The organism is Pseudomonas sp. NY15181, from assembly GCF_048068055.1.
In the GTDB taxonomy this organism is placed as follows: Bacteria; Pseudomonadota; Gammaproteobacteria; order Pseudomonadales; family Pseudomonadaceae; genus Pseudomonas.
In genome coordinates this window covers 897,469-917,123 of sequence record NZ_JBLUPT010000001.1, presented here as the reverse complement: position 1 = coordinate 917,123, position 19,655 = coordinate 897,469, and the positions used below count along the sequence as shown (strand labels likewise).

The following is a 19,655-nucleotide window of genomic DNA, read 5'->3' as shown; positions in this document are numbered from 1 at the left end:
AAGAAAAAAGGGGCTACATTATGACGGCGTGAATCTTCTCCGGCAATCCGCGACCGTCGCATGACTGACATCCGTCAATCGGGATAGTTACAATCCGACCGGTCAAATTCCTCGACCGGAGCCACGAACGCCCGTGTCCGTACTGCGCATTCCTTCGCTGCCGACCAGTGCCGGCAAGCAATCCTGGGGCAACCTGCCGGGCGCCGCCCTGAGCCTTGCCATTGCCGAAGCCTCGGCGTCCGCCAATCGTTTCACCCTGCTCTTGACCGCCGACAGCCAGAGCGCCGAGCGCCTGGAGCAGGAGCTGCGCTTCTTCGCGCCGGACCTGCCGGTGCTGCAGCTGCCGGACTGGGAAACCCTGCCCTACGACGTGTTCTCGCCGCACCAGGACATCATTTCCCAGCGCGTCGCCGCCCTGTACCAGCTGCCCGAGCTGCGTCGCGGTGTACTAGTGGTGCCCATCACCACCGCCCTGCACCGCCTGGCGCCGGCCAAGTTCCTGCTCGGCAGCAGCCTGGTGCTGGATGTCGGCCAGAAGCTCGACGTCGAGCAGATGCGCAGCCGCTTCGAGGCCGCCGGCTACCGCTACGTCGATACCGTCTACGAACACGGCGAATTCACCGTGCGCGGCGCGCTGATCGACCTGTTCCCGATGGGCAGCGAGCTGCCCTACCGCATCGACCTGTTCGACGACGAAATCGAGACGCTGCGCACCTTCGACCCGGAAACCCAGCGTTCCATCGACAAGGTGGAAAGCATCCGCCTGCTGCCGGCCCGCGAATTCCCGCTGCGCAAGGAGGCGGTAACCGGTTTCCGTGGCCGCTTCCGCGAGCGCTTCGACGTCGACTACCGCCGCTGTCCGATCTACCAGGACCTGGCCAGCGGCCTGACACCCGCCGGCATCGAGTACTACATCCCGCTGTTCTTCGAAGATGGTGAGACTTCGACGCTGTTCGACTACCTGCCGCAGGACACCCAGGTGTTCTCCCTGCCGGGCATCGAGACCGCCGCCGAGCAGTTCTGGACCGACGTGCGCAACCGCTACGAAGACCGCCGCTACGACCCGGAACGTCCGCTGCTGCCGCCGGCTGAAGTCTTCCTGCCGGTAGAGGACTGCTTCGCCCGCCTGAAGAACTGGCCACGCGTGGTGGTCAGCGCCGACCCCATCGAGTCGGGCGTCGGCCGCGAGCGTTTCCCCGCGCAGCCGCTGCCGGAACTGGCCATCGAGGCCAAGGCCAACGAGCCGCTGGCCCGCCTGCGCCAGTTCATCGAGCAGTTCGACGGGCGCATCCTGTTCACCGCCGAATCCGCCGGCCGCCGCGAGGTGCTGCTGGAACTGCTGGCACGACTGAAGCTGCGCCCGGTGGAAGTTGAAGGCTGGCCGGGCTTCCTGAGCCACAAGGACCGCCTGGCGATCACCATCGCGCCGCTGGACGAAGGCCTGTTGCTGGAAGCGCAGAAGAGTCAGCCGGGCATCGCCCTGATCGCCGAAAGCCCGCTGTTCGGCCAGCGCGTCATGCAGCGCCGCCGCCGCGAGAAGACCCGCGACGGTGGCGAGAACGTCATCAAGAACCTCACCGAACTGCGCGAAGGCGCACCGGTGGTGCACATCGACCACGGCGTCGGCCGCTATATGGGCCTGATCACCCTGGAGATCGACGGCCAGCATGCCGAATTCCTGGCCCTGGCATACGCCGAAGAAGCCAAGCTCTACGTGCCGGTGGCCAGCCTGCATCTGATCGCCCGCTACACCGGCAGCGACGACGCCCTGGCGCCGCTGCACCGGCTGGGCTCGGAAACCTGGCAGAAGGCCAAGCGCAAGGCGGCCGAACAGGTCCGCGACGTCGCCGCCGAGCTGCTGGACATCTACGCCCGTCGCGCCGCGCGCAAGGGCTACGCGTTCAAGGACCCGCAGGCCGACTACGCCACCTTCTCCGCCGGCTTCCCCTTCGAGGAAACCCCGGACCAGCAGACCGCCATCGAATCGGTGGTGGCCGACATGCTCGCCGACAAGCCGATGGACCGCCTGGTCTGCGGCGACGTGGGCTTCGGCAAGACCGAAGTGGCCATGCGCGCGGCCTTCGTCGCGGTGCACAGCGGCAAGCAGGTCGCCGTGCTGGTGCCCACTACCCTCCTCGCCCAGCAGCACTACAACAGCTTCCGCGACCGCTTCGCCGACTGGCCGGTGACGGTCGAGGTGATGAGCCGCTTCAAGTCGGCCAAGGAAGTCGAAGGCGCCGTCGAGCAACTGGCCGAAGGCAAGGTGGACATCGTCATCGGCACCCACAAGCTGCTGCAGGACGACGTCAAGTTCAAGAACCTGGGCCTGGTGATCATCGACGAGGAACACCGTTTCGGCGTGCGCCAGAAGGAACAGCTCAAGGCCCTGCGCAGCGAAGTGGACATCCTCACCCTCACCGCCACGCCGATCCCGCGCACCCTGAACATGGCCGTGGCCGGCATGCGCGACCTGTCGATCATCGCCACGCCGCCGGCACGCCGCCTCTCCGTGCGCACCTTCGTCATGGAAGAGCAGAAGTCGGTGATCAAGGAAGCCCTGCTGCGCGAACTGCTGCGCGGCGGCCAGGTGTACTTCCTGCACAACGAGGTGAAGACCATCGAGAAGTGCGCCCGCGACCTGGCCGAGCTGGTCCCCGAGGCGCGCATCGGCATCGGCCACGGGCAGATGAACGAGCGCGAACTGGAACGGGTGATGAGCGACTTCTACCACAAGCGCTTCAACGTGCTGGTGGCCTCGACCATCATCGAAACCGGCATCGACGTGCCCAGCGCCAACACCATCCTCATCGAGCGCGCCGACAAGTTCGGCCTGGCCCAGTTGCACCAGCTGCGCGGCCGCGTCGGCCGCAGCCACCACCAGGCCTACGCCTACCTGCTCACCCCGCCGCGCAAGCAGATGACCCCGGATGCCGAGAAGCGCCTGGAGGCCATCGCCAACGCCCAAGACCTGGGCGCCGGCTTCGTGCTGGCCACCCATGACCTGGAAATCCGCGGCGCCGGCGAACTGCTCGGCGAAGGCCAGAGCGGGCAGATCCAGGCAGTGGGCTTCACCCTCTACATGGAAATGCTCGAACGCGCGGTGAAGGCCATTCGCAAGGGCGAGCAGCCGAACCTGGAGCAGCCCCTGGGCGGCGGCCCGGACATCAACCTGCGGGTGCCGGCGCTGATCCCCGAGGACTACCTGCCGGACGTCCACGGCCGCCTGATCCTCTACAAGCGCATCGCCAACGCCCTCGACGAAGACGGCCTGCGCGAGCTGCAGGTGGAAATGATCGACCGCTTCGGCCTGCTGCCGGAGCCGGCGAAGAACCTGATGCGTCTGACTTTGCTGAAACTGCAGGCAGAAAAGCTCGGTATCGTGAAGGTAGATGCCGGCCCCCAGGGAGGCCGGGTAGAATTCGCCGCCGATACCTGCGTCGACCCGCTGGTACTGATCAAGATGATCCAGAGCCAGCCCAATCGGTACAAATTCGAAGGGGCCACCCTCTTCAAGTTCCAGGTGCCCATGGAGCGCCCGGAAGAACGCTTCAACACGCTGGAGGCGCTGCTCGAGCGCCTCACGCCACAGACTCACTAAGGACCCCGTGCAATGCGCCTGTTCCAACCCCTGCTGCTGTCCCTGGCACTGCTCTCGCCGGCGGCCTTCGCCGAGCCCTACCAGGTGGAGCTGATTCTCTTCCAGCAGTCCGGCGACGCCGTGTTCGCCAGCCGTCCCGCTCCCGATGACTGGGCCAAGGGCGCGCAGCCGCCGGGCCCGGACAGCTCGCGCCCCACTGCGATGGACGCGCAGGTCGCCAAGCTCAAGCAGAACGAGGGCTTCCAGGTCCTGATGCACAAGGCCTGGCGCCAGGAGATCGATGCCAACCCGGTGAAGATTTCCCTGACCGAAGGCCAGAAGCGGGACGGCCACTTCCCGGTGGAAGGTAGCGTCACCCTGAGCCAGCAGCGCTTCGTGAACACCCAGACCGACTTCTGGATCAACCAGTTCAGCGCCGACGGCCTGCTCTCTGCCAGCCAGCACATGGTCCAGGAAGCCAGCCTGAAGAACAGCGTGCTGACCTACCTCGACCACCCGAGCCTGGGTATGCTGATCAAGGTCAGCCCGCTCAATGCGCGTCCCGCCTCCCCGCCGCCGCCCGGCATGGAAGACGAAGCGCCGACCGGCCCCGACGCACCTCAGCAGCCCGCGCCGGCCGCACCGGCTGACGGCGGCTTCGACGCTCCGCCACCGACACAGCCCAGCCAGCAATAAGGCCCCGAAAAAGGCCGCGCCATGGTCCCCTTCGCCGAGCATCTGCAACGCATACCCTGGCGCCGCCTCTTCCCCGCGGTCACCCTGGTACGTGGCGAAGCCTACGCACGGGAAGGCCGGGCAAGCATCCTGCGCCTCGCCGAGCGCTCGCTGGAGGGCTTGTGCCGGGGATCGGACAACAGCCGGCATCGCCAGCGAATCAGCTTCTCCAGAAGCGGCGACACCCTCGACTGCCAATGCGACTGCCCGGTCGGCTTCGACTGCAAGCATTGCGTCGCCGTGTTGCTGCATCTGCTGGATGAGCAGGACGCCAGCCTCGGCAGCGCGCCAAATCCCGTTGCTATACCCGCCCCAGCCCCCATCAACAGCCTGTCTCCCGACCTGCAGACCTGGCTGAAGAATGCCCCGACAGCGATCAAGGAACGGCCCGAGAGCAGGACAGCCTGCAGCACGCCTCTGTTTTACCAACTGAGCCGGAACGGTCGGGTTTTCATCCACACGCCCCTGCGCAGCGAGAACGGCCAGCTCCAGGGTTACCCGCGCATCGCCTCCATCGCCCTTGCCCTGGGCCAAGGTGTCACCGAGCAGGACCAGCGCATCCTGCTGCGTGCACTCGGCGTGACGGGCGTACAGCCCCATGCCAACGAAGTGATCCTGCAAGGCAGCGACGGAGCAGAACTGCTGGAGTTGATCCTGCGAGACGGGCAACTGTTTCTGGAGCTCGATGACCCTTCCAGCCAATTGCACGCCGGGCCGGTACTGCCCGCCCGGCTTGCCTGGCATACCCGTGACGACGGCTACTACATCGCCAGTTGGACAACCGACGCAAACCCCAAGCCGCAGTTGCTGACCCAACTGATTCCGCCATGGTACGTCGATCGCCACGCCCTGCGCGCCGGCCCAGTGCACCACGATCTACCGGAGGGGCTGGCCAGCTACCTGTCGAGTGCGCCGCCGGTGGCGCCGCAGGAGGCCGCGCTGTTCGGCCTGCAACTCAAGGCCCTGGCCCCGCAGGCACCGCTGCCAACACCCGTCGAGGAGCGGCGGCTGGACGCCCAACCCGTACCGCATCTGCGGCTGAGCACCCTGCGCGACGACAGTTGCAGTGGTGAAGACGAGCACCAGGCCTGCCTGACCTTCGCCTATGGCAAGGAATTCACCCACGGCCCGGCGCGCAGCGGCGAGGCGATCCGCTACCTGGAGGGCAGGACCTTCGTTGTCGTCGAGCGGCAACCCCAGGTCGAGCAGGCCCTGCGCAAGACGCTGCAGAAACTCGGCCTGAAGAAACTCGACAGGTCCTCCACGCCCGATGAACTACGCGACCGCTACGAAAGCTACCGGCCCGCCGAGGAAGCACACTGGGTACAGCTCGTCCGCCAGTTGCCCACGCTCCGCGCTCAGGGCTGGATGATCGAGATCGACGAAGACTTCCCCTTCGACTTCAGCGAAGTCGAAGACTGGTACGCCCACATCGACGAGGAACCCGGCCATGCCTGGTTCGACCTGGAACTGGGGATAGTGGTCGATGGCCAGCAGGTCAGCCTGCTGAACCCGCTCCTGGAACTGATCCGGAAGAGCCCGCCAGCACTGCGCGACGGCCCCGGCGACGGCGAACTCCCCGTCCGCCTCGACGCCCGGCGCCAGGAGGATGGCAGGCCGCTGACCGTGAGCCTGCCCGTGGCCCGGGTGCGAGCCATGCTCCAGCTGCTGCAAGGGCTGCTGCTGGGCAGCCTGCAACGTGACGGCACCCGCCTGCGGGTCCCCAGCGGCGATGCCGGCCAGTTGACCCGACTCGACGAATTCCCGCTGCGCTGGCAAGGCGGCGAACACCTGCTGCGCCTTGCCCGGCGTCTGCGCGACTATCATCAGCAGCCCTGCGTGACACCGGACGGCCTGCGGGCAGAGTTGCGTCCCTACCAGCTGCAGGGCCTCGCCTGGATGCAGGCGCTGCGCGAGCTGGGGCTCGGCGCAATCCTCGGGGACGACATGGGCCTGGGCAAGACCCTGCAGGTGCTGGCCCACATCCTCACGGAAAAGCGCGCCGGACGCCTGGACCTTCCCGCCCTGGTGCTGATGCCCACCAGCCTGGTGGCCAACTGGCAGGACGAGATCGCGCGCTTCGCTCCGGAGCTGCGCGTACTCACCCTGCATGGAAGCGAGCGCCACCGGCACTTCGACGACCTGGCGCAATACGACCTGCTGCTCAGTACCTATGCATTGCTCCCCCGGGACATCGGGGAACTGGCCAGGCAACCGCTGCATCTGGTGGTATTCGACGAAGCGCAATACCTGAAGAACGCCGGCAGCAAATCCGCCCAGGCCGCCGCCCGCCTCGATGCCAGGCAACGCCTGTGCCTGACCGGCACGCCGCTGGAAAACCACCTGGGCGAACTGTGGTCACTGTTCAACCTGATGATGCCGGGCTGGCTGGGGGATGCGCGCCATTTCGCGCGCCTCTACCGCCATCCCATCGAAAAGGCCGGTGACAGCCAGCGCCTGGCGCACCTGAACGCGCGCATCAAGCCCTACCTGCTGCGTCGCCGCAAGGACCAGGTCGCCACCGAACTGCCGCCCAAGAGCGAAATCACCCACCGGGTGGAGCTGGACGAGCGTCAGCGCGATCTCTACGAGACCGTGCGCCTGGCGATGGACCGCAAGGTCCGCGAGGAAATACGCCAGAAAGGGCTGGCGAGCAGCCAGATCGTCGTGCTCGATGCCTTGCTCAAGCTACGCCAGGTCTGCTGCGACCCGCGCCTGCTGCAGGCGGATGTGCCAGCGAAACATTCGGGCAAGCTGAGCGCCCTGCTGGAGATGCTCGACGAACTGCTCGCGGAAGGACGTCGCGTCCTGCTCTTCTCGCAGTTCACCTCGATGCTCGAACTGATCCAGGCGCAGTTGCAGGCACGGGGCATTCCTTACGCGCTGCTCACCGGCGAAACCCGCGACCGTCGCCAGCCGGTGGAGGCCTTCCAGCAGGGACGCGTCCCGCTGTTCCTGATCAGCCTGAAGGCGGGCGGCACCGGCCTGAACCTCACCGCCGCCGACACCGTGATCCACTACGACCCCTGGTGGAACCCGGCCGTGGAGCAGCAGGCCACCGACCGCGCCTACCGCATCGGCCAGGACAAGCCGGTGTTCGTCTACAAGCTGATCGCCCGCGGCACCCTGGAAGAAAAGATCCAGCAATTGCAGGCACGCAAGGCGGCATTGGCCGCCGGTGTACTGGAGGATGGCAAGAACACTGGCCTGCAATTGCAGGAGAGCGATATCGACGCCCTTTTCGCGCCCCTGCCGAAACCGTAGGGCGTACAACCATTCGCGGTTATACGCCGACACACCGGACCTCGAATCCGCACCGTGGCTGAGCTTAGCGCCCTGTAGGAGCGGACCTTGTCCGCGAAAGCCCGAGGTTCCGGAACGACTCAGCTCACCAAAACCCGTCCCAGCACTTCACGCACCTTGCCGATACCTTCGTGCAGCGCCTGCTCGATCTCGGCCATGGTGATGATCCCGCTGGACTTGCCGGCCGCCGGGTTCACCACCAGCGACAGGCACGCATAGGGCAGTTCCAGCTCACGGGCCAGTGCCGCCTCGGGCATGCCGGTCATGCCGACGATGTCGCAGCCGTCACGCTCCAGCTTGGCGATTTCCGCCACGGTTTCCAGGCGCGGCCCCTGGGTCGCGGCATAGACGCCGTGGCTGCTGTGCGGATAGCCCAGCGCCTGCAGCGCGGCGATCAGCTTCTGGCGCAGCGGCTCGTCATAGGGATGGCTGAAATCGATGTGGGTGACGTGATCGATATCGCCGGCGAAGTAGGTGTGCTCACGGCCCCAGGTGTAATCGACGATCTGGTGCGGCACACAGAGGTGGCCGCTGCCCATGGCGGCATGGATACCGCCCACCGCATTGACCGCCAACACTGCCTCGGCGCCGGCCTGCTGCAACGCCCAGAGGTTGGCGCGGTAGTTCACCTGGTGCGGCGGGAATCGATGCGGATGGCCATGGCGCGCCAGGAACAGCACCTCGCGGCCGGCGAACTCGCCGCGCTGGATGGCTGCCGAGGGCGCGCCGTAGGGCGTATCCAGGGAGACGGAGTCCTTCAGGGTCAGGCCTTCCAATTGGGTCAGGCCGGTGCCGCCGATGATGGCGTAGACAGTCATGGCAGTTCCTTAATCGATCAGTTGTGCGGCGCGCAGTTCGCCGACGGCCTGCTGCCAGCGCGGCAGCTGCTTGTATTCGGTGCCCGGCCAGGCCTTGGCGCGCATGCGTTGCAGGCGCTGCGGCGCAGTGACCTTGAGGCGCTGCAAGGCGCTCAGGGCGAGTTCCGCGGAGGCGCGGTCGTTGCACACCAGCCCCATGTCACAGCCCGCCGTCAGCGCAGCCTCGATGCGGTTGGCGGCATCGCCCACCACATGAGCGCCGGCCATGGACAGGTCGTCGCTGAAGATCACCCCGTCGAAACCCAGTTCGCCGCGCAGGATGTCCTGCAGCCAGCGGCGGGAGAAGCCAGCGGGATTCGGATCGACCTGCGGATAGATCACGTGGGCCGGCATCAGTGCGTCCAACTCGCCGGACAGGCGCTGGAACGGAACCAGGTCCACCGCGCGGATCTGCTCCAGCGTGCGTTCGTCTTCCGGAATGCCCACGTGGGAATCCACTTCCGCCCAGCCGTGACCGGGGAAGTGCTTGCCGGTGGCGGCCATGCCGGCGCCATGCATGCCGCGAATGAACGCACCGGCCAGCGCGACCGCGCGCTCCGGATTGCCCTCGAAGGCGCGACTGCCGACCACGGCGCTGCGCTGGTGATCCAGGTCCAGCACCGGGGCGAAGCTGAGGTCCAGGCCTACCGCCAGCACCTCGGTCGCCATCAGCCAGCCGCACTGTTCGGCCAGGCGTTCGGCATTGGGGTTGTCGGCGATGGCACGCATCGCCGGCAAGCGCAGGAAGCCCTGGCGCAGGCGCTGCACGCGACCGCCTTCCTGGTCCACCGCCAGCAGCAAGTCAGGACGCACCGCGCGAATGGCCGCGCAGAGCTCGCGCACCTGACGTGGCGACTCAATGTTGCGGGCAAAGATGATCAGGCCACCCACTTCCGGGTGGCGCAGGATCTGACGGTCCTCGGCGGTCAGCCAGGTACCGCCGATGTCGAGCATCAGGGAGCCTTGCATGTGCATTCCTTAAATAATCTGTGCCGCCTGCCACTGCGGGCAGGCGGCCTCTTCGATACGGACCCGGCAATGGAGGGGAACCCGGGGAAAGAGTTCCAGCAGATCGTCATTGCGCAGGCGGATACAGCCATGGGACAGCGGCGTGCCCATGGGTTCGCAGTCGGGCGTGCCGTGCAGGTAGATGTAACGGCGGAAAGTGTCGACCTCGCCCATCCGGTTATGCCCCGGCACGCAGCCGCTGAGCCAGAGGATGCGCGTGAGAATCCAGTCGCGGCCGGGAAATTCATCGTGCAGCGCCGGGCTCCAGACTTCGCCGGTCCAACGCCGGCCCTTGAGCACCGCGCCCCTGGGCAGCCCGTCGCCGATGCGCGCGCGAACCTGATGCAGGCCGCGCGGCGTGCAACCGGAGCCGCTGCGCTCGCCAGCGCCATTGGCCGCCGTGGACACCGGCAGGCGCACGCGCAGTTGCTCCGCGGCAAAGCCGTAGAGCATCTGATCGGACAGGGATATATGGAGGAGATCGAGGTCAGCCATGGCCGGCTACTTTAGCCGATCAGGCCTGCACCGCCCAGCGCGCCGCCGGGCGTCTTTCAGACTTTGGCCGGCGCGGCGCTCGACTTGCTGCGCGGCTTGAGCTGCGCACCGGCAAGCGAAGGATCGCTGACGCCGCTGTCGGCGCGCATCCCGGCGGCAAGGAACGGCACCATCAGGCGCATCACCTGCTCGATGGAGGTGTTCACGCCGAAGTCGTTCTCGGCCATGGCGCGCAGCGCCTTGATGCCGGACATGCTGAACACCGCGGTACCCAGCATGAAGTGCACGCGCCAGAACAGCTCCAGCGGCGGCAGACGCGGCGCGGCTTCGTGCACCAGCAGCATGTAGCGACGGAACACCTTGCCGTAGACTTCTTCGAGATACTTGCGCAGATGGCCCTGGCTCTGGCTGAAGGCGAGGCCCAGCAGACGCATGAAGATGGACAGGTCGTTGCCACTGCGCGGTTTCACCGCCATGGCCTGGACGACCAGCAGCTCGAGCAGCTCTTCCAGGGTGGCGCGCGGCGCGTCAGGCTTGGCCTGGCGACGGTCCAGTTCCTTTTCGAGACTGATGCAGAACGGTCCGAGGAAGCGCGAGAAGACCGCCTGGATCAGCGCCTTCTTCGAGCCGAAGTGATAGTTCACCGCCGCGAGATTCACCCCCGCCTTGCTGGTGATCAGACGCAAAGAGGTCTCAGCGAAGCCTTTCTCCGCGAACAGCTGTTCCGCAGCATCCAGGATGCGTTCGACGGTTTCCGACTGGGCCATGGCTACTCCGCCTGACAAACACTTGTTTGAAACATACGTTTCAGCCTCTCGCATTGTCAAGCAAAGCGCGACCAATTGTTAACAAAAACATGGTCAAAGCGACAAGGTGACTTCGATTACAGCAAGACGCTTGCCAGCCTGCACAGGTTACATCCCCAGGCACCGCACCGACAGCCGCACGAAATTAGGCATTGCCAGAGCGCCTTCACTGTATATAATTCCAGTCACTGTATAAAAAGCCAGAGTATGGACATGCTGAAGCTGACGCCGCGCCAAGCCGAGATCCTCGCCTTCATCAAACGCTGCCTGGAAGACAACGGCTATCCGCCCACCCGCGCGGAAATCGCCCAGGAACTCGGCTTCAAATCGCCCAACGCCGCCGAGGAACATCTCAAGGCCCTCGCCCGAAAAGGCGCCATCGAGATGACTCCGGGCGCTTCCCGTGGCATCCGCATCCCCGGCTTCGAACCCAAGGCCGCCACCAACGAGGACGAACTGCCGATCATCGGCCGCGTCGCCGCCGGTGCGCCGATCCTTGCCGAGCAGAACGTCGACGACACCTGCCGCATCAACCCCACCTTCTTCAACCCGCCGGCGGACTACCTGCTGCGCGTGCGCGGGCAGAGCATGAAGGACGTCGGCATTCTCGATGGCGACCTGCTCGCCGTGCACATCACCCGCGAAGCGCGCAATGGCCAGATAGTGGTCGCCCGCCTCGGCGAGGAAGTGACCGTGAAGCGCTTCAAGCGCGAAGGCAGCAAGGTCTGGCTGATCGCCGAGAACCCCGAGTTCGCCCCCATCGAGGTCGACCTCAAGGAACAGGAACTGATCATCGAAGGCTTGAGCGTCGGTGTAATCCGTCGCTGAACAGGAGACATCCATGCAGTACCCGCAGCCGCTGAACCTGCCGCAACTCCCGCTGTTCCAGGAAGCACTCTGGGCGAGCGGTACTGCTCCTTTGCTTCCGGAGCTGATGGAAGACGAACCTGCCGACGACGAAAGCGCCTTCAGCGAGATCGCCCTGCGCGGCCTCCCCGGCCAGTGCCTGACACTGCTGGCGCCGATGCTCCGCGAGCTGAGCGAGGAAAGCGACTCGCGCTGGCTGACGTTGATCGCCCCGCCCACCAGCCTGACCCCGGACTGGCTGCGCAAGGCCGGCCTGAACCGCGAACGCATCCTGCTGCTGCCGGCACGCGACCAGGCCGCCGCCCAAGCCTTGGCCTGCGAGGCGCTGCGCCTGGGCAACAGTCATACGGTAGTGAGCTGGTTGAATCTCAACGCCAAGGCGCGCGCGCAGCTATCCCGTGCCGCTGTTACCGGTCAGGCGCAGAGTCTGAATATTCGTCTGGGCTGAAGCAGAAGCTTCGCCGCGAGCGCGGCGAAGCGGCAAAACTCAGTGCAGGACGCGCGGACCTTCGTCGTCCATGCCCATGTCACCACCTTCGGCGAGACGACCGGCCATCTGCACACCGACATTGAACATCGCCTTGGCGATTTCGATGTGCTGGCCCTGCAGGAAGCCTTTGGCGTCAGCGGAGAACTCCAGGGTCACCAGCGACTCCTCATCGTCCGCGCGACGCAGCACGATACGCCCGTCAGGCAGTTCTACGATTTCCAGAAATGAGGTTGGCATAGCGAAGGTTCTCCACAGCAGAACCGGTAGTGTAACAGTCACATCCGCTACACCCTAGCGCAACCTTTCACCAACCGACCGGATGGTCGCAGCTCTGCGTATCAGAGCACCAATCAGAGCTCGGTCAGCGATGCACGGAAGCGCAGCACCAGCTCCTTCAGGGACTTGCGCCAGGCTTCGAGCTCTTCGTTGCTCAGCTCGGCCGGCACCTCTTCGTCGACATTCACCGCCTGGATCAGCGGCTGGGTCGGGTCAACCTTGGCCTTCTTCGGCTCGCTGGGCGGCTGGAACAATGCGGCGTAGGCAGCCAGCAGCCGCCCCAGCCAGGCTTCCGGCGATTGCGCCAGCTCGACCATTTCCGCCAGTTCAGGGCTCGGGGCGGCGGCCAGCACTTCGGCGTTCAGCAGCAGGTCGACACGCGGCGCACCGGCCTGGGGCAGGCGGTAGTATCCGGCGATCTCATGGGCCACGCCAAGCACCGCGCCGTAAAGGTGGAACAGCGCCGCTTCGCGCTCGGCCTGAATTCGCGCCTGGGCGTTCATCGCGCGCGCCGACTCAGCAGCACGCCAGGCTTCCAGGGCGAGACCGGCGAAGAACAGCTTCTGGTTGGTACGGGTATAGAGTTCGTGCGCCATGGCCAAGCCCTCTCGCAATCCACGTCGGCAGTATAAGCGCGCCCCACCTCAGCGGGGCGCGCCTTCCATCAGCGCTTGTCTTCGACCTTCCACTTGCCACCGTCGAAGAAGGCGCGCCAACCGGTGGGCTTGCCTTCGACCTCGGACTGCACGTACTGCTCCTTGGTCTTGCGGCTGAAGCGGATCACCGCCGGGCGGCCATCCGGGTCTTTCGCCGGAGCGGCGAGCAGGAAGTGGTACTTCGGATCCAGCTCTTCCTTGTGCGGCACCAGCTCGCTGACCAGCGGAGCACGGGTCTCGCGGTTCTTCGGGAACTGGCTGGCAGCCAGGAACAGGCCGGACGCGCCGTCACGCAGTACGTAGACGTCGTCCACCTTCTCGCACTTGAGCTCCGGCATGCGGATGGCGTCCATCTTCGGCGGCGCGGGCTCGCCGTTCTTGAGTAGCTTGCGGGTGTTCTTGCAGGTCGCATTGGTGCAACCGAAGAACTTGCCGAAGCGGCCGGTCTTGAGCTGCATCTCGCTGCCGCACTTGTCGCACTCCAGGCTCGGACCTTCGTAGCCCTTGATGCGGTACTGGCCTTCCTCGATCTCGTAGCCGGCGCAGTCCGGGTTGTTGCCACAGATGTGCAGCTTGCGTTTCTCGTCGACCAGGTAGGCGTCCATCGCCGTGCTGCAGATAGGGCAGCGGTGCTTGCCACGCAGCACGCGGGATTCGGATTCACCTTCGTCATCCGCGGCGATTTCATCACCCGGAATCAGATTGACCGTGGCCTTGCAGCGCTCTTTCGGCGGCAGGCTGTAGCCCGAGCAACCGAGGAACACGCCAGTGGAGGCAGTACGGATCATCATCGGCCGGCCGCATTCGCGGCAGGGGATGTCGGTCAGGGTCGGCTGGTTGGCGCGCATGCCGTCATTGGCGGCTTCGGCCAGGTCGAGCTTCTTGCGGAAGTCGCCGTAGAACTCGTCCAGCAGGTGCTTCCAGTCGCGCTCGCCCTGGGCCACGTCATCGAGGTGCTCTTCCATGCCGGCGGTGAAGCCGTAGTCCATCAGGTTGGAGAAGCTCTCGTTGAGGCGGTCGGTGACGATGTCGCCCATCTTTTCCGCATAGAAACGGCGGTTGTGGGTGGTGACGTAGCCACGCTCCTGGATGGTGGAGATGATCGCCGCGTAGGTGGACGGCCGGCCGATGCCACGCTTTTCCAGTTCCTTGACCAGACTGGCTTCGGAGAAGCGCGCCGGCGGCTTGGTGAAGTGCTGGCTCGGATCGAGCTTGAGCAGCTTCATGGTTTCGCCCTGGTTCATCTCCGGCAGGACGTCGTCCTCGCCCGGTTTGCTCTGCTGCGGCAGCACCTTGGTGTAGCCGTCGAACTTGAGGATGCGGCCCTTGGCGCGCAGCTCGAAGTCACCGGCGGCGACGCTGACGGTGGTGGACAGGTATTCGGCCGGCGGCATCTGGCAGGCCACGAACTGGCGCCAGATCAGATCGTACAGGCGCTCGGCGTCGCGCTCCATGCCCGACAGCTGGGTCGGACGCAGGTTGACGTCGGACGGACGAATCGCTTCGTGCGCTTCCTGGGCGCCTTCCTTGCTGGAGTAGAAGTTGGGCTTGGCCGGCAGGTATTTCTTGCCGAACTCGCTGTCGATGAAGCCACGCACCATGTCGATGGCGTCGGCCGACAGGTTGGTCGAGTCGGTACGCATATAGGTGATGTAGCCCGCCTCGTAGAGACGCTGGGCCATCATCATGGTCTTCTTCACCCCGAAGCCCAGGCGGTTGCTCGCGGCCTGCTGCAGGGTGGAAGTGATGAACGGGGCCGAGGGCTTGCTGGAGGTCGGCTTGTCCTCGCGCTTGGCGACGCTGTAGGTGGACGCCTTGAGCTTCTCAAGAGCGGCCATGGCCTGGGCTTCATTCAGCGGCTTGAAGGCTTCGCCCTTCTCACGCACCACTTCGAAGCGGACCTTGTCGTTCTTCGGCGTGCCGAGGTCGGCATGCACTTCCCAGTATTCTTCCGGGACGAAGGCGCGGATTTCACGCTCGCGCTCCACCACCAGCTTCACCGCCACCGACTGTACGCGGCCGGCGGACAGGCCACGGGCGATCTTGGCCCACAGCAGCGGCGAGACCATGTAGCCCACCACGCGGTCGAGGAAGCGGCGCGCCTGCTGGGCATTCACACGGTTGATGTCCAGCTCGCCGGGCTGGGAGAAGGCCTCCTGGATGGCCTTCTTGGTGATTTCGTTGAAGACCACGCGCTTGTAGCGCGAGTCATCGCCGCCGATGGCCTCGCGCAGGTGCCAGGCAATGGCCTCCCCTTCGCGGTCCAAGTCGGTTGCGAGATAGATGGTGTCGGCATCCTTGGCCAGGCGGCGCAGTTCGTCGATCACCTTTTCCTTGCCGGGCAGGATCTCGTACTTGGCCTTCCAGCCGTGCTCCGGGTCGACGCCCATGCGGGTGAAGAGCTGGCGCTTGGCCTTCTCCTTCGGCGACAGGGCCGGTGCCTCGGCAGCGGTCTTGCGCCCTTTGGCCGCAGGCTCCTTCGAAGCGGAAGAGCCGCTGGTGGGCAGGTCGCGGATGTGGCCGATGCTCGACTTCACCACGTACTGGTTGCCCAGGTACTTGTTGATGGTCTTGGCCTTGGCCGGTGATTCCACGATGACCAGCGATTTACCCATGGATCGGAAGATTCCTGCGTCGAAAAGATGAATTAATAAGGAGGGAGGCGCTTGGAGCGGCACCGCTATATATAGTGGCGGTCACGCCGAGGTCAAGCTTGGGTTTCGCTGGACAGGCCGCCCTGAAGACCCAGCGGATCGTTTTCCGCGCTGACCAGGGCGAAGCGCGGAACCCGCTCTCCGTTCACTTCCACCGCCTCGGTGAACATGCTCAGCGGACGCACCCAGAGGCCGAATTCACCGTACAACGCCTGGTAGATCACCAGCGTTTCCTCGGTCTCGGAATGCCGTGCCACGCCCAGCACACGGTACTGCTGGCCCTTGTAGTGTCGATACAGTCCGGTCTGCAGTTGCATGGGTCGTCCTCTTGCGGCTGGCAGAAAAAAGGCCGCGATTGTCCATGTTGCCCTCGTCCCCGGCAACTCCCACCGAGCAGGGCTGAAAAACGAAAGCCGGGGCACAGGGCCCCGGCTCGTCCATCTTCGACAGCTTAGACGGGATCGTCAGATGCGTTCGAAGACGGTGGTGATGCCCTGGCCGAGGCCCACGCACATGGTGGACACGCCCAGGGTACCGCCGTTCTGCTTCATCACGTTCAGCAGGGTGCCGGAGATACGCGCACCGGAGCAGCCGAACGGGTGACCCAGGGCGATGGCGCCGCCGTGCAGGTTGACCTTCTCTTCCATCTTGTCGAGGAGCTTGAGGTCCTTCAGCACCGGCAGGGCCTGTGCGGCGAAGGCTTCGTTGAGCTCGACGAAGTCGATGTCGTTGATGGTCAGGCCGGCGCGCTTGAGCGCCTTGTTGGTCGACGGAACCGGGCCGTAGCCCATGATCGCCGGATCAACGCCCGCAACGGCCATGGCGCGAACCACGGCCATCGGCTGCACGCCGAGGTCCTGGGCGCGCTGGGCGCTCATGACGATCATGCAGGAAGCGCCGTCGGTGATCTGCGAGGAAGTACCCGCGGTCACGGTGCCGCCCTTGGGGTTGAACGCAGGCTTGAGGGCAGCCAGGCTTTCCAGGGTGGTTTCCGGACGGATGGTTTCGTCGAAGTCGAAGACCTTCAGGAAGCCGTTCTCGTCGTAGCCTTCCATCGGGATGATTTCGTCTTTGAACTTGCCTTCCTGGGTCGCTTTCCAGGCCAGCTGGTGCGAACGCACGCCGAACTTGTCCTGCGCCTCGCGGGTGATGCCGTGCATCTTGCCCAGCATCTCGGCGGTCAGGCCCATCATGCCCGACGCCTTGGCAGCGTAGAGGGACATGTGCGGGTTCGGATCGACGCCGTGCATCATGCCGACGTGGCCCATGTGCTCCACGCCGCCGATGACGAAGACGTCACCGTTGCCGGTCTGGATCGCCTGCACGGCGGTGTGCAGGGCGCTCATGGACGAGCCGCACAGGCGGCTGACGGTCTGGCCGGCGCTGGTGTGCGGGATCTGGGTCATCAGCGACGCCATGCGCGCGATGTTCCAGCCTTGCTCCAGGGTCTGGTTCACACAGCCCCAGATCACGTCCTCGACTTCCGCCGGGTCGATCTTCGGGTTGCGTTCCAGAAGCTTGCTGATCAGGTGCGCGGACATGTTCTCCGCACGGGTGTTGCGGTGCATGCCACCCTTCGAACGGCCCATCGGGGTGCGGCCGAAGTCGACAATGACGGCGTCTCTCGGATTCAGGCTCATAAATTCACTCTCGCTCTATTCGTTGCGCACTCAACCGAAGAACTTCTGGCCGTTCTTGGCCATTTCACGCAGCTTCGCGGTCGGGTGGTACAGCGCACCCAGATCGGCGTACTTGTCGGCCAGGGCGACGAATTCGGCCACACCGATGGAGTCGATGTAACGCAGGGCACCGCCACGGAAGGGAGGGAAGCCAATGCCGTAGATCAGGCCCATGTCGGCCTCGGCAGCGGATTCGACGATGCCGTCTTCCAGGCAACGCACGGTTTCCAGGCACAGCGGGATCATCATGTAGTTGATGATGTCCTCGTCGGTCAGCTCGCGCTCTTCGACGACGATGGACTTCAGCAGCTCATAAGCCTGCGGGTCGGAGACTTTCTTCGGCTTGCCGCGCTTGTCGGTCTCGTAGGCGTAGAAGCCCTTGCCGTTCTTCTGGCCAAGGCGGTTGGCTTCGTACATCACGTCGACGGCGGTCTTGCCTTCCACGGCCATGCGGTCCGGGAAGCCCTCAGCCATCACGTCGCGGCCGTGGTGGCCGGTGTCGATGCCGACCACGTCGGACAGGTAGGCCGGGCCCATGGGCCAGCCGAACTTCTCCATGATCTTGTCGATGCGCACGAAGTCCACGCCGAAGCCCAGCAGCTTGGAGAAGCCGCCGAAGTACGGGAACAGTACGCGGTTGACCAGGAAGCCGGGGCAGTCATTCACCACGATGGGGTTCTTGCCCATCTTCTTGGCGTAGGCCACGGTGGTGGCGACGGCAACGTCGCTGGACTTCTCGCCGCGAATAACCTCAACCAGAGGCATCATATGCACCGGGTTGAAGAAGTGCATGCCGACGAAGTTTTCCGGACGCTTCAGCGCCTTGGCCAGCAGGTTGATGGAGATGGTGGAAGTGTTGGACGCGAGAACCGCATCTTCCTTCACCACGCCTTCAACTTCAGCCAGAACGATCTGCTTGACCTTCGGATTCTCGACCACGGCTTCGACGACGATGTCGACGTTGCCGAAATCGCCGTAGGACATGGTCGGGCGAATGGCGTTCAGGGCCTCGGCCATCTTGGCCGGGGTCATGCGGCCTTTTTCGACGCGCTTGCCCAGCAGCTTCGAGGCTTCGTTCAGACCCATCTGGATACCCTCTTCGCGGATATCCTTCATCAGGATCGGAGTGCCCTTGGAAGCGGACTGGTAGGCGATGCCGCCACCCATGATGCCGGCGCCCAGTACGGCAGCCAGTTTCACGTCCTTGGCGATCTCGTCGTACTGCTTGGCCTTCTTCTTCAGGTCCTGGTCGTTGAGGAACAGGCCGATCAGGCTTTGCGCGACCGAGGTCTTGGCCAGTTTCACGAAGCCCTGGGCTTCGATTTCCAGCGCCTTGTCACGGCCGAAGTTGGCGGCCTTCTGGATCGACTTGATGGCTTCGACCGGGGCCGGGTAGTTCGGGCCGGCTTGGCCCGCGACAAAGCCCTTGGCGGTTTCGAAGGCCATCATCTGCTCGATGGCGTTCAGCTTGAGCTTTTCCAGCTTCGGCTGACGGCGGGCCTTGTGATCCAGCTCGCCGGCGATGGCGCGCTTGACCAGGTCCAGGGCGGCGGCTTGCAGCTGCTCAGGAGCCACAACGGCGTCGACGGCGCCGACTTTCAGCGCGTCTTCCGCCTTGTTTTCCTTGCCCGAGGCGATCCACTCGACCGCGTTGTCGCAGCCGATGATGCGCGGCAGGCGAACGGTGCCGCCGAAGCCCGGGTAGATGCCCAGCTTCACTTCCGGCAGGCCGACCTTGGCGGTGGCGCTCATGACACGGAAGTCGGCCGCCAGGCACATTTCCAGACCGCCGCCCAGGGCGATGCCGTTGATCGCGGCTACGGTCGGAACGTTCAGCTCTTCGAAGTCGCTGAAGATCTTGTTGGCTTCGAGGTTGCCGGCCAGCAGCTCTTCGTCGGGCAGCTTGAAGTTGTCGACGAACTCGGTGATGTCGGCACCGACGATGAACACCGCCTTGCCGCTGGTCACGATCACGCCCTTGACGGACGCATCGGCCTTGATGGTATCGACTGCTTGGCGCAGTTCATTCAGGGTGAGTCGGTTGAACTTGTTGACGGACTCGCCCTTGAGGTCGAAATTCAGCTCGACGATGCCGCTCTCAAGAGCCTTAACCGTGATGGCTTTACCTTGGTAAATCATCAACTGATCTCCACGCTAGGGAAGCTTGAAATCACACGTCGGACGCCGTGTATCGAGACCGCCCGGCAGTCGCCGAGGATAGTCCCAAAGCTGGCGGCACACCCGCCGACGCG

At 64.9% G+C, this 19,655-nt stretch carries 15 protein-coding genes; 5 read left to right on the top strand and 10 right to left on the bottom strand.

The annotated features are described in order from the left end of the window. Nucleotides 1-133 precede the first annotated feature (133 nt). From mfd to ACNFBT_RS04185, 3 genes are read left to right on the top strand one after another with little or no spacing between them, the layout of a single operon-like run. Nucleotides 134-3,598: a transcription-repair coupling factor gene (gene mfd, locus ACNFBT_RS04195; RefSeq protein ID WP_416746709.1), complete on the top strand. Its 3,465-nt coding sequence runs from the start codon at nucleotides 134-136 to the stop codon at nucleotides 3,596-3,598. Nucleotides 3,599-3,610: 12 nt separating this feature from the next. Beyond that, nucleotides 3,611-4,273 (top strand): CsiV family protein, encoded by a 663-nt coding sequence (locus ACNFBT_RS04190; protein ID WP_416746707.1) that lies wholly within the window; start codon nucleotides 3,611-3,613, stop codon nucleotides 4,271-4,273. A gap of 21 nt (nucleotides 4,274-4,294) precedes the next feature. Then, the gene (locus ACNFBT_RS04185; RefSeq protein WP_416746705.1) at nucleotides 4,295-7,576 is read left to right on the top strand and encodes an SNF2-related protein; all 3,282 of its coding nucleotides are present in this window, start codon (nucleotides 4,295-4,297) and stop codon (nucleotides 7,574-7,576) included. A gap of 119 nt (nucleotides 7,577-7,695) precedes the next feature. Here the strand turns inward: ACNFBT_RS04185 and ACNFBT_RS04180 are convergent, their stop codons facing one another. From ACNFBT_RS04180 to ACNFBT_RS04165, 4 genes are read right to left on the bottom strand one after another with little or no spacing between them, the layout of a single operon-like run. Then, nucleotides 7,696-8,433, bottom strand: coding sequence for an S-methyl-5'-thioinosine phosphorylase (locus ACNFBT_RS04180; RefSeq protein WP_416746703.1), 738 nt, complete (start codon nucleotides 8,431-8,433; stop codon nucleotides 7,696-7,698). A 9-nt stretch (nucleotides 8,434-8,442) separates the two neighbouring features. Then, a complete protein-coding gene (gene nagZ, locus ACNFBT_RS04175; RefSeq protein ID WP_416746700.1) occupies nucleotides 8,443-9,441 on the bottom strand; it encodes a beta-N-acetylhexosaminidase in 999 nt (332 codons plus the stop codon). Nucleotides 9,442-9,450: 9 nt separating this feature from the next. Continuing rightward, the gene (locus ACNFBT_RS04170; RefSeq protein ID WP_416746697.1) at nucleotides 9,451-9,975 is read right to left on the bottom strand and encodes a L,D-transpeptidase family protein; all 525 of its coding nucleotides are present in this window, start codon (nucleotides 9,973-9,975) and stop codon (nucleotides 9,451-9,453) included. Nucleotides 9,976-10,031: 56 nt separating this feature from the next. Continuing rightward, nucleotides 10,032-10,742, bottom strand: coding sequence for a TetR/AcrR family transcriptional regulator (locus ACNFBT_RS04165; protein WP_416746696.1), 711 nt, complete (start codon nucleotides 10,740-10,742; stop codon nucleotides 10,032-10,034). Between the two features lie 252 nt (nucleotides 10,743-10,994). Here ACNFBT_RS04165 and lexA point away from each other — a divergent pair, with 252 nt between their 5' ends. Then, a complete protein-coding gene (gene lexA / locus ACNFBT_RS04160; RefSeq protein ID WP_416746695.1) occupies nucleotides 10,995-11,609 on the top strand; it encodes a transcriptional repressor LexA in 615 nt (204 codons plus the stop codon). 13 nt (nucleotides 11,610-11,622) lie between these two features. Then, nucleotides 11,623-12,096 (top strand): SOS-induced cell division inhibitor SulA, encoded by a 474-nt coding sequence (sulA, locus tag ACNFBT_RS04155; RefSeq protein WP_416746693.1) that lies wholly within the window; start codon nucleotides 11,623-11,625, stop codon nucleotides 12,094-12,096. 39 nt (nucleotides 12,097-12,135) lie between these two features. On the opposite strand, the gene ACNFBT_RS04150 is transcribed toward sulA, so the two are convergent. The 6 genes from ACNFBT_RS04150 to fadB form a co-directional block, all read right to left on the bottom strand. After that, nucleotides 12,136-12,375, bottom strand: coding sequence for a hypothetical protein (locus ACNFBT_RS04150; protein ID WP_207884406.1), 240 nt, complete (start codon nucleotides 12,373-12,375; stop codon nucleotides 12,136-12,138). Nucleotides 12,376-12,488: 113 nt separating this feature from the next. After that, a complete protein-coding gene (locus ACNFBT_RS04145) occupies nucleotides 12,489-13,010 on the bottom strand; it encodes a DUF6586 family protein (protein ID WP_416746691.1) in 522 nt (173 codons plus the stop codon). A gap of 68 nt (nucleotides 13,011-13,078) precedes the next feature. Next, a complete protein-coding gene (gene topA, locus ACNFBT_RS04140; protein ID WP_416746689.1) occupies nucleotides 13,079-15,685 on the bottom strand; it encodes a type I DNA topoisomerase in 2,607 nt (868 codons plus the stop codon). A 92-nt stretch (nucleotides 15,686-15,777) separates the two neighbouring features. Further along, nucleotides 15,778-16,041 carry a DUF1653 domain-containing protein gene (locus ACNFBT_RS04135; protein WP_416746687.1) on the bottom strand — a complete coding sequence of 88 codons (264 nt, stop codon included), beginning with the start codon at nucleotides 16,039-16,041 and terminating at the stop codon, nucleotides 15,778-15,780. Between the two features lie 147 nt (nucleotides 16,042-16,188). Beyond that, nucleotides 16,189-17,364, bottom strand: coding sequence for an acetyl-CoA C-acyltransferase FadA (gene fadA / locus ACNFBT_RS04130; protein WP_152224575.1), 1,176 nt, complete (start codon nucleotides 17,362-17,364; stop codon nucleotides 16,189-16,191). Between the two features lie 30 nt (nucleotides 17,365-17,394). Next, nucleotides 17,395-19,542 (bottom strand): fatty acid oxidation complex subunit alpha FadB, encoded by a 2,148-nt coding sequence (fadB, locus tag ACNFBT_RS04125; protein WP_416746685.1) that lies wholly within the window; start codon nucleotides 19,540-19,542, stop codon nucleotides 17,395-17,397. Nucleotides 19,543-19,655: the final 113 nt, after the last annotated feature.

What these genes read in the sequence shown, in the direction of transcription:
- ACNFBT_RS04165 (WP_416746696.1), bottom strand. Translation starts at nt 10,742, where the DNA reads ATGGCCCAGTCGGAAACCGTCGAACGCATCCTGGATGCTGCGGAACAG.
- ACNFBT_RS04170 (WP_416746697.1), bottom strand. Translation starts at nt 9,975, where the DNA reads ATGGCTGACCTCGATCTCCTCCATATATCCCTGTCCGATCAGATGCTC.
- ACNFBT_RS04190 (WP_416746707.1), top strand. Translation starts at nt 3,611, where the DNA reads ATGCGCCTGTTCCAACCCCTGCTGCTGTCCCTGGCACTGCTCTCGCCG.
- lexA (WP_416746695.1), top strand. Translation starts at nt 10,995, where the DNA reads ATGCTGAAGCTGACGCCGCGCCAAGCCGAGATCCTCGCCTTCATCAAA.
- fadA (WP_152224575.1), bottom strand. Translation starts at nt 17,364, where the DNA reads ATGAGCCTGAATCCGAGAGACGCCGTCATTGTCGACTTCGGCCGCACC.
- nagZ (WP_416746700.1), bottom strand. Translation starts at nt 9,441, where the DNA reads ATGCAAGGCTCCCTGATGCTCGACATCGGCGGTACCTGGCTGACCGCC.
- ACNFBT_RS04180 (WP_416746703.1), bottom strand. Translation starts at nt 8,433, where the DNA reads ATGACTGTCTACGCCATCATCGGCGGCACCGGCCTGACCCAATTGGAA.
- sulA (WP_416746693.1), top strand. Translation starts at nt 11,623, where the DNA reads ATGCAGTACCCGCAGCCGCTGAACCTGCCGCAACTCCCGCTGTTCCAG.
- fadB (WP_416746685.1), bottom strand. Translation starts at nt 19,542, where the DNA reads ATGATTTACCAAGGTAAAGCCATCACGGTTAAGGCTCTTGAGAGCGGC.
- ACNFBT_RS04135 (WP_416746687.1), bottom strand. Translation starts at nt 16,041, where the DNA reads ATGCAACTGCAGACCGGACTGTATCGACACTACAAGGGCCAGCAGTAC.
- ACNFBT_RS04185 (WP_416746705.1), top strand. Translation starts at nt 4,295, where the DNA reads ATGGTCCCCTTCGCCGAGCATCTGCAACGCATACCCTGGCGCCGCCTC.
- topA (WP_416746689.1), bottom strand. Translation starts at nt 15,685, where the DNA reads ATGGGTAAATCGCTGGTCATCGTGGAATCACCGGCCAAGGCCAAGACC.
- ACNFBT_RS04145 (WP_416746691.1), bottom strand. Translation starts at nt 13,010, where the DNA reads ATGGCGCACGAACTCTATACCCGTACCAACCAGAAGCTGTTCTTCGCC.
- ACNFBT_RS04150 (WP_207884406.1), bottom strand. Translation starts at nt 12,375, where the DNA reads ATGCCAACCTCATTTCTGGAAATCGTAGAACTGCCTGACGGGCGTATC.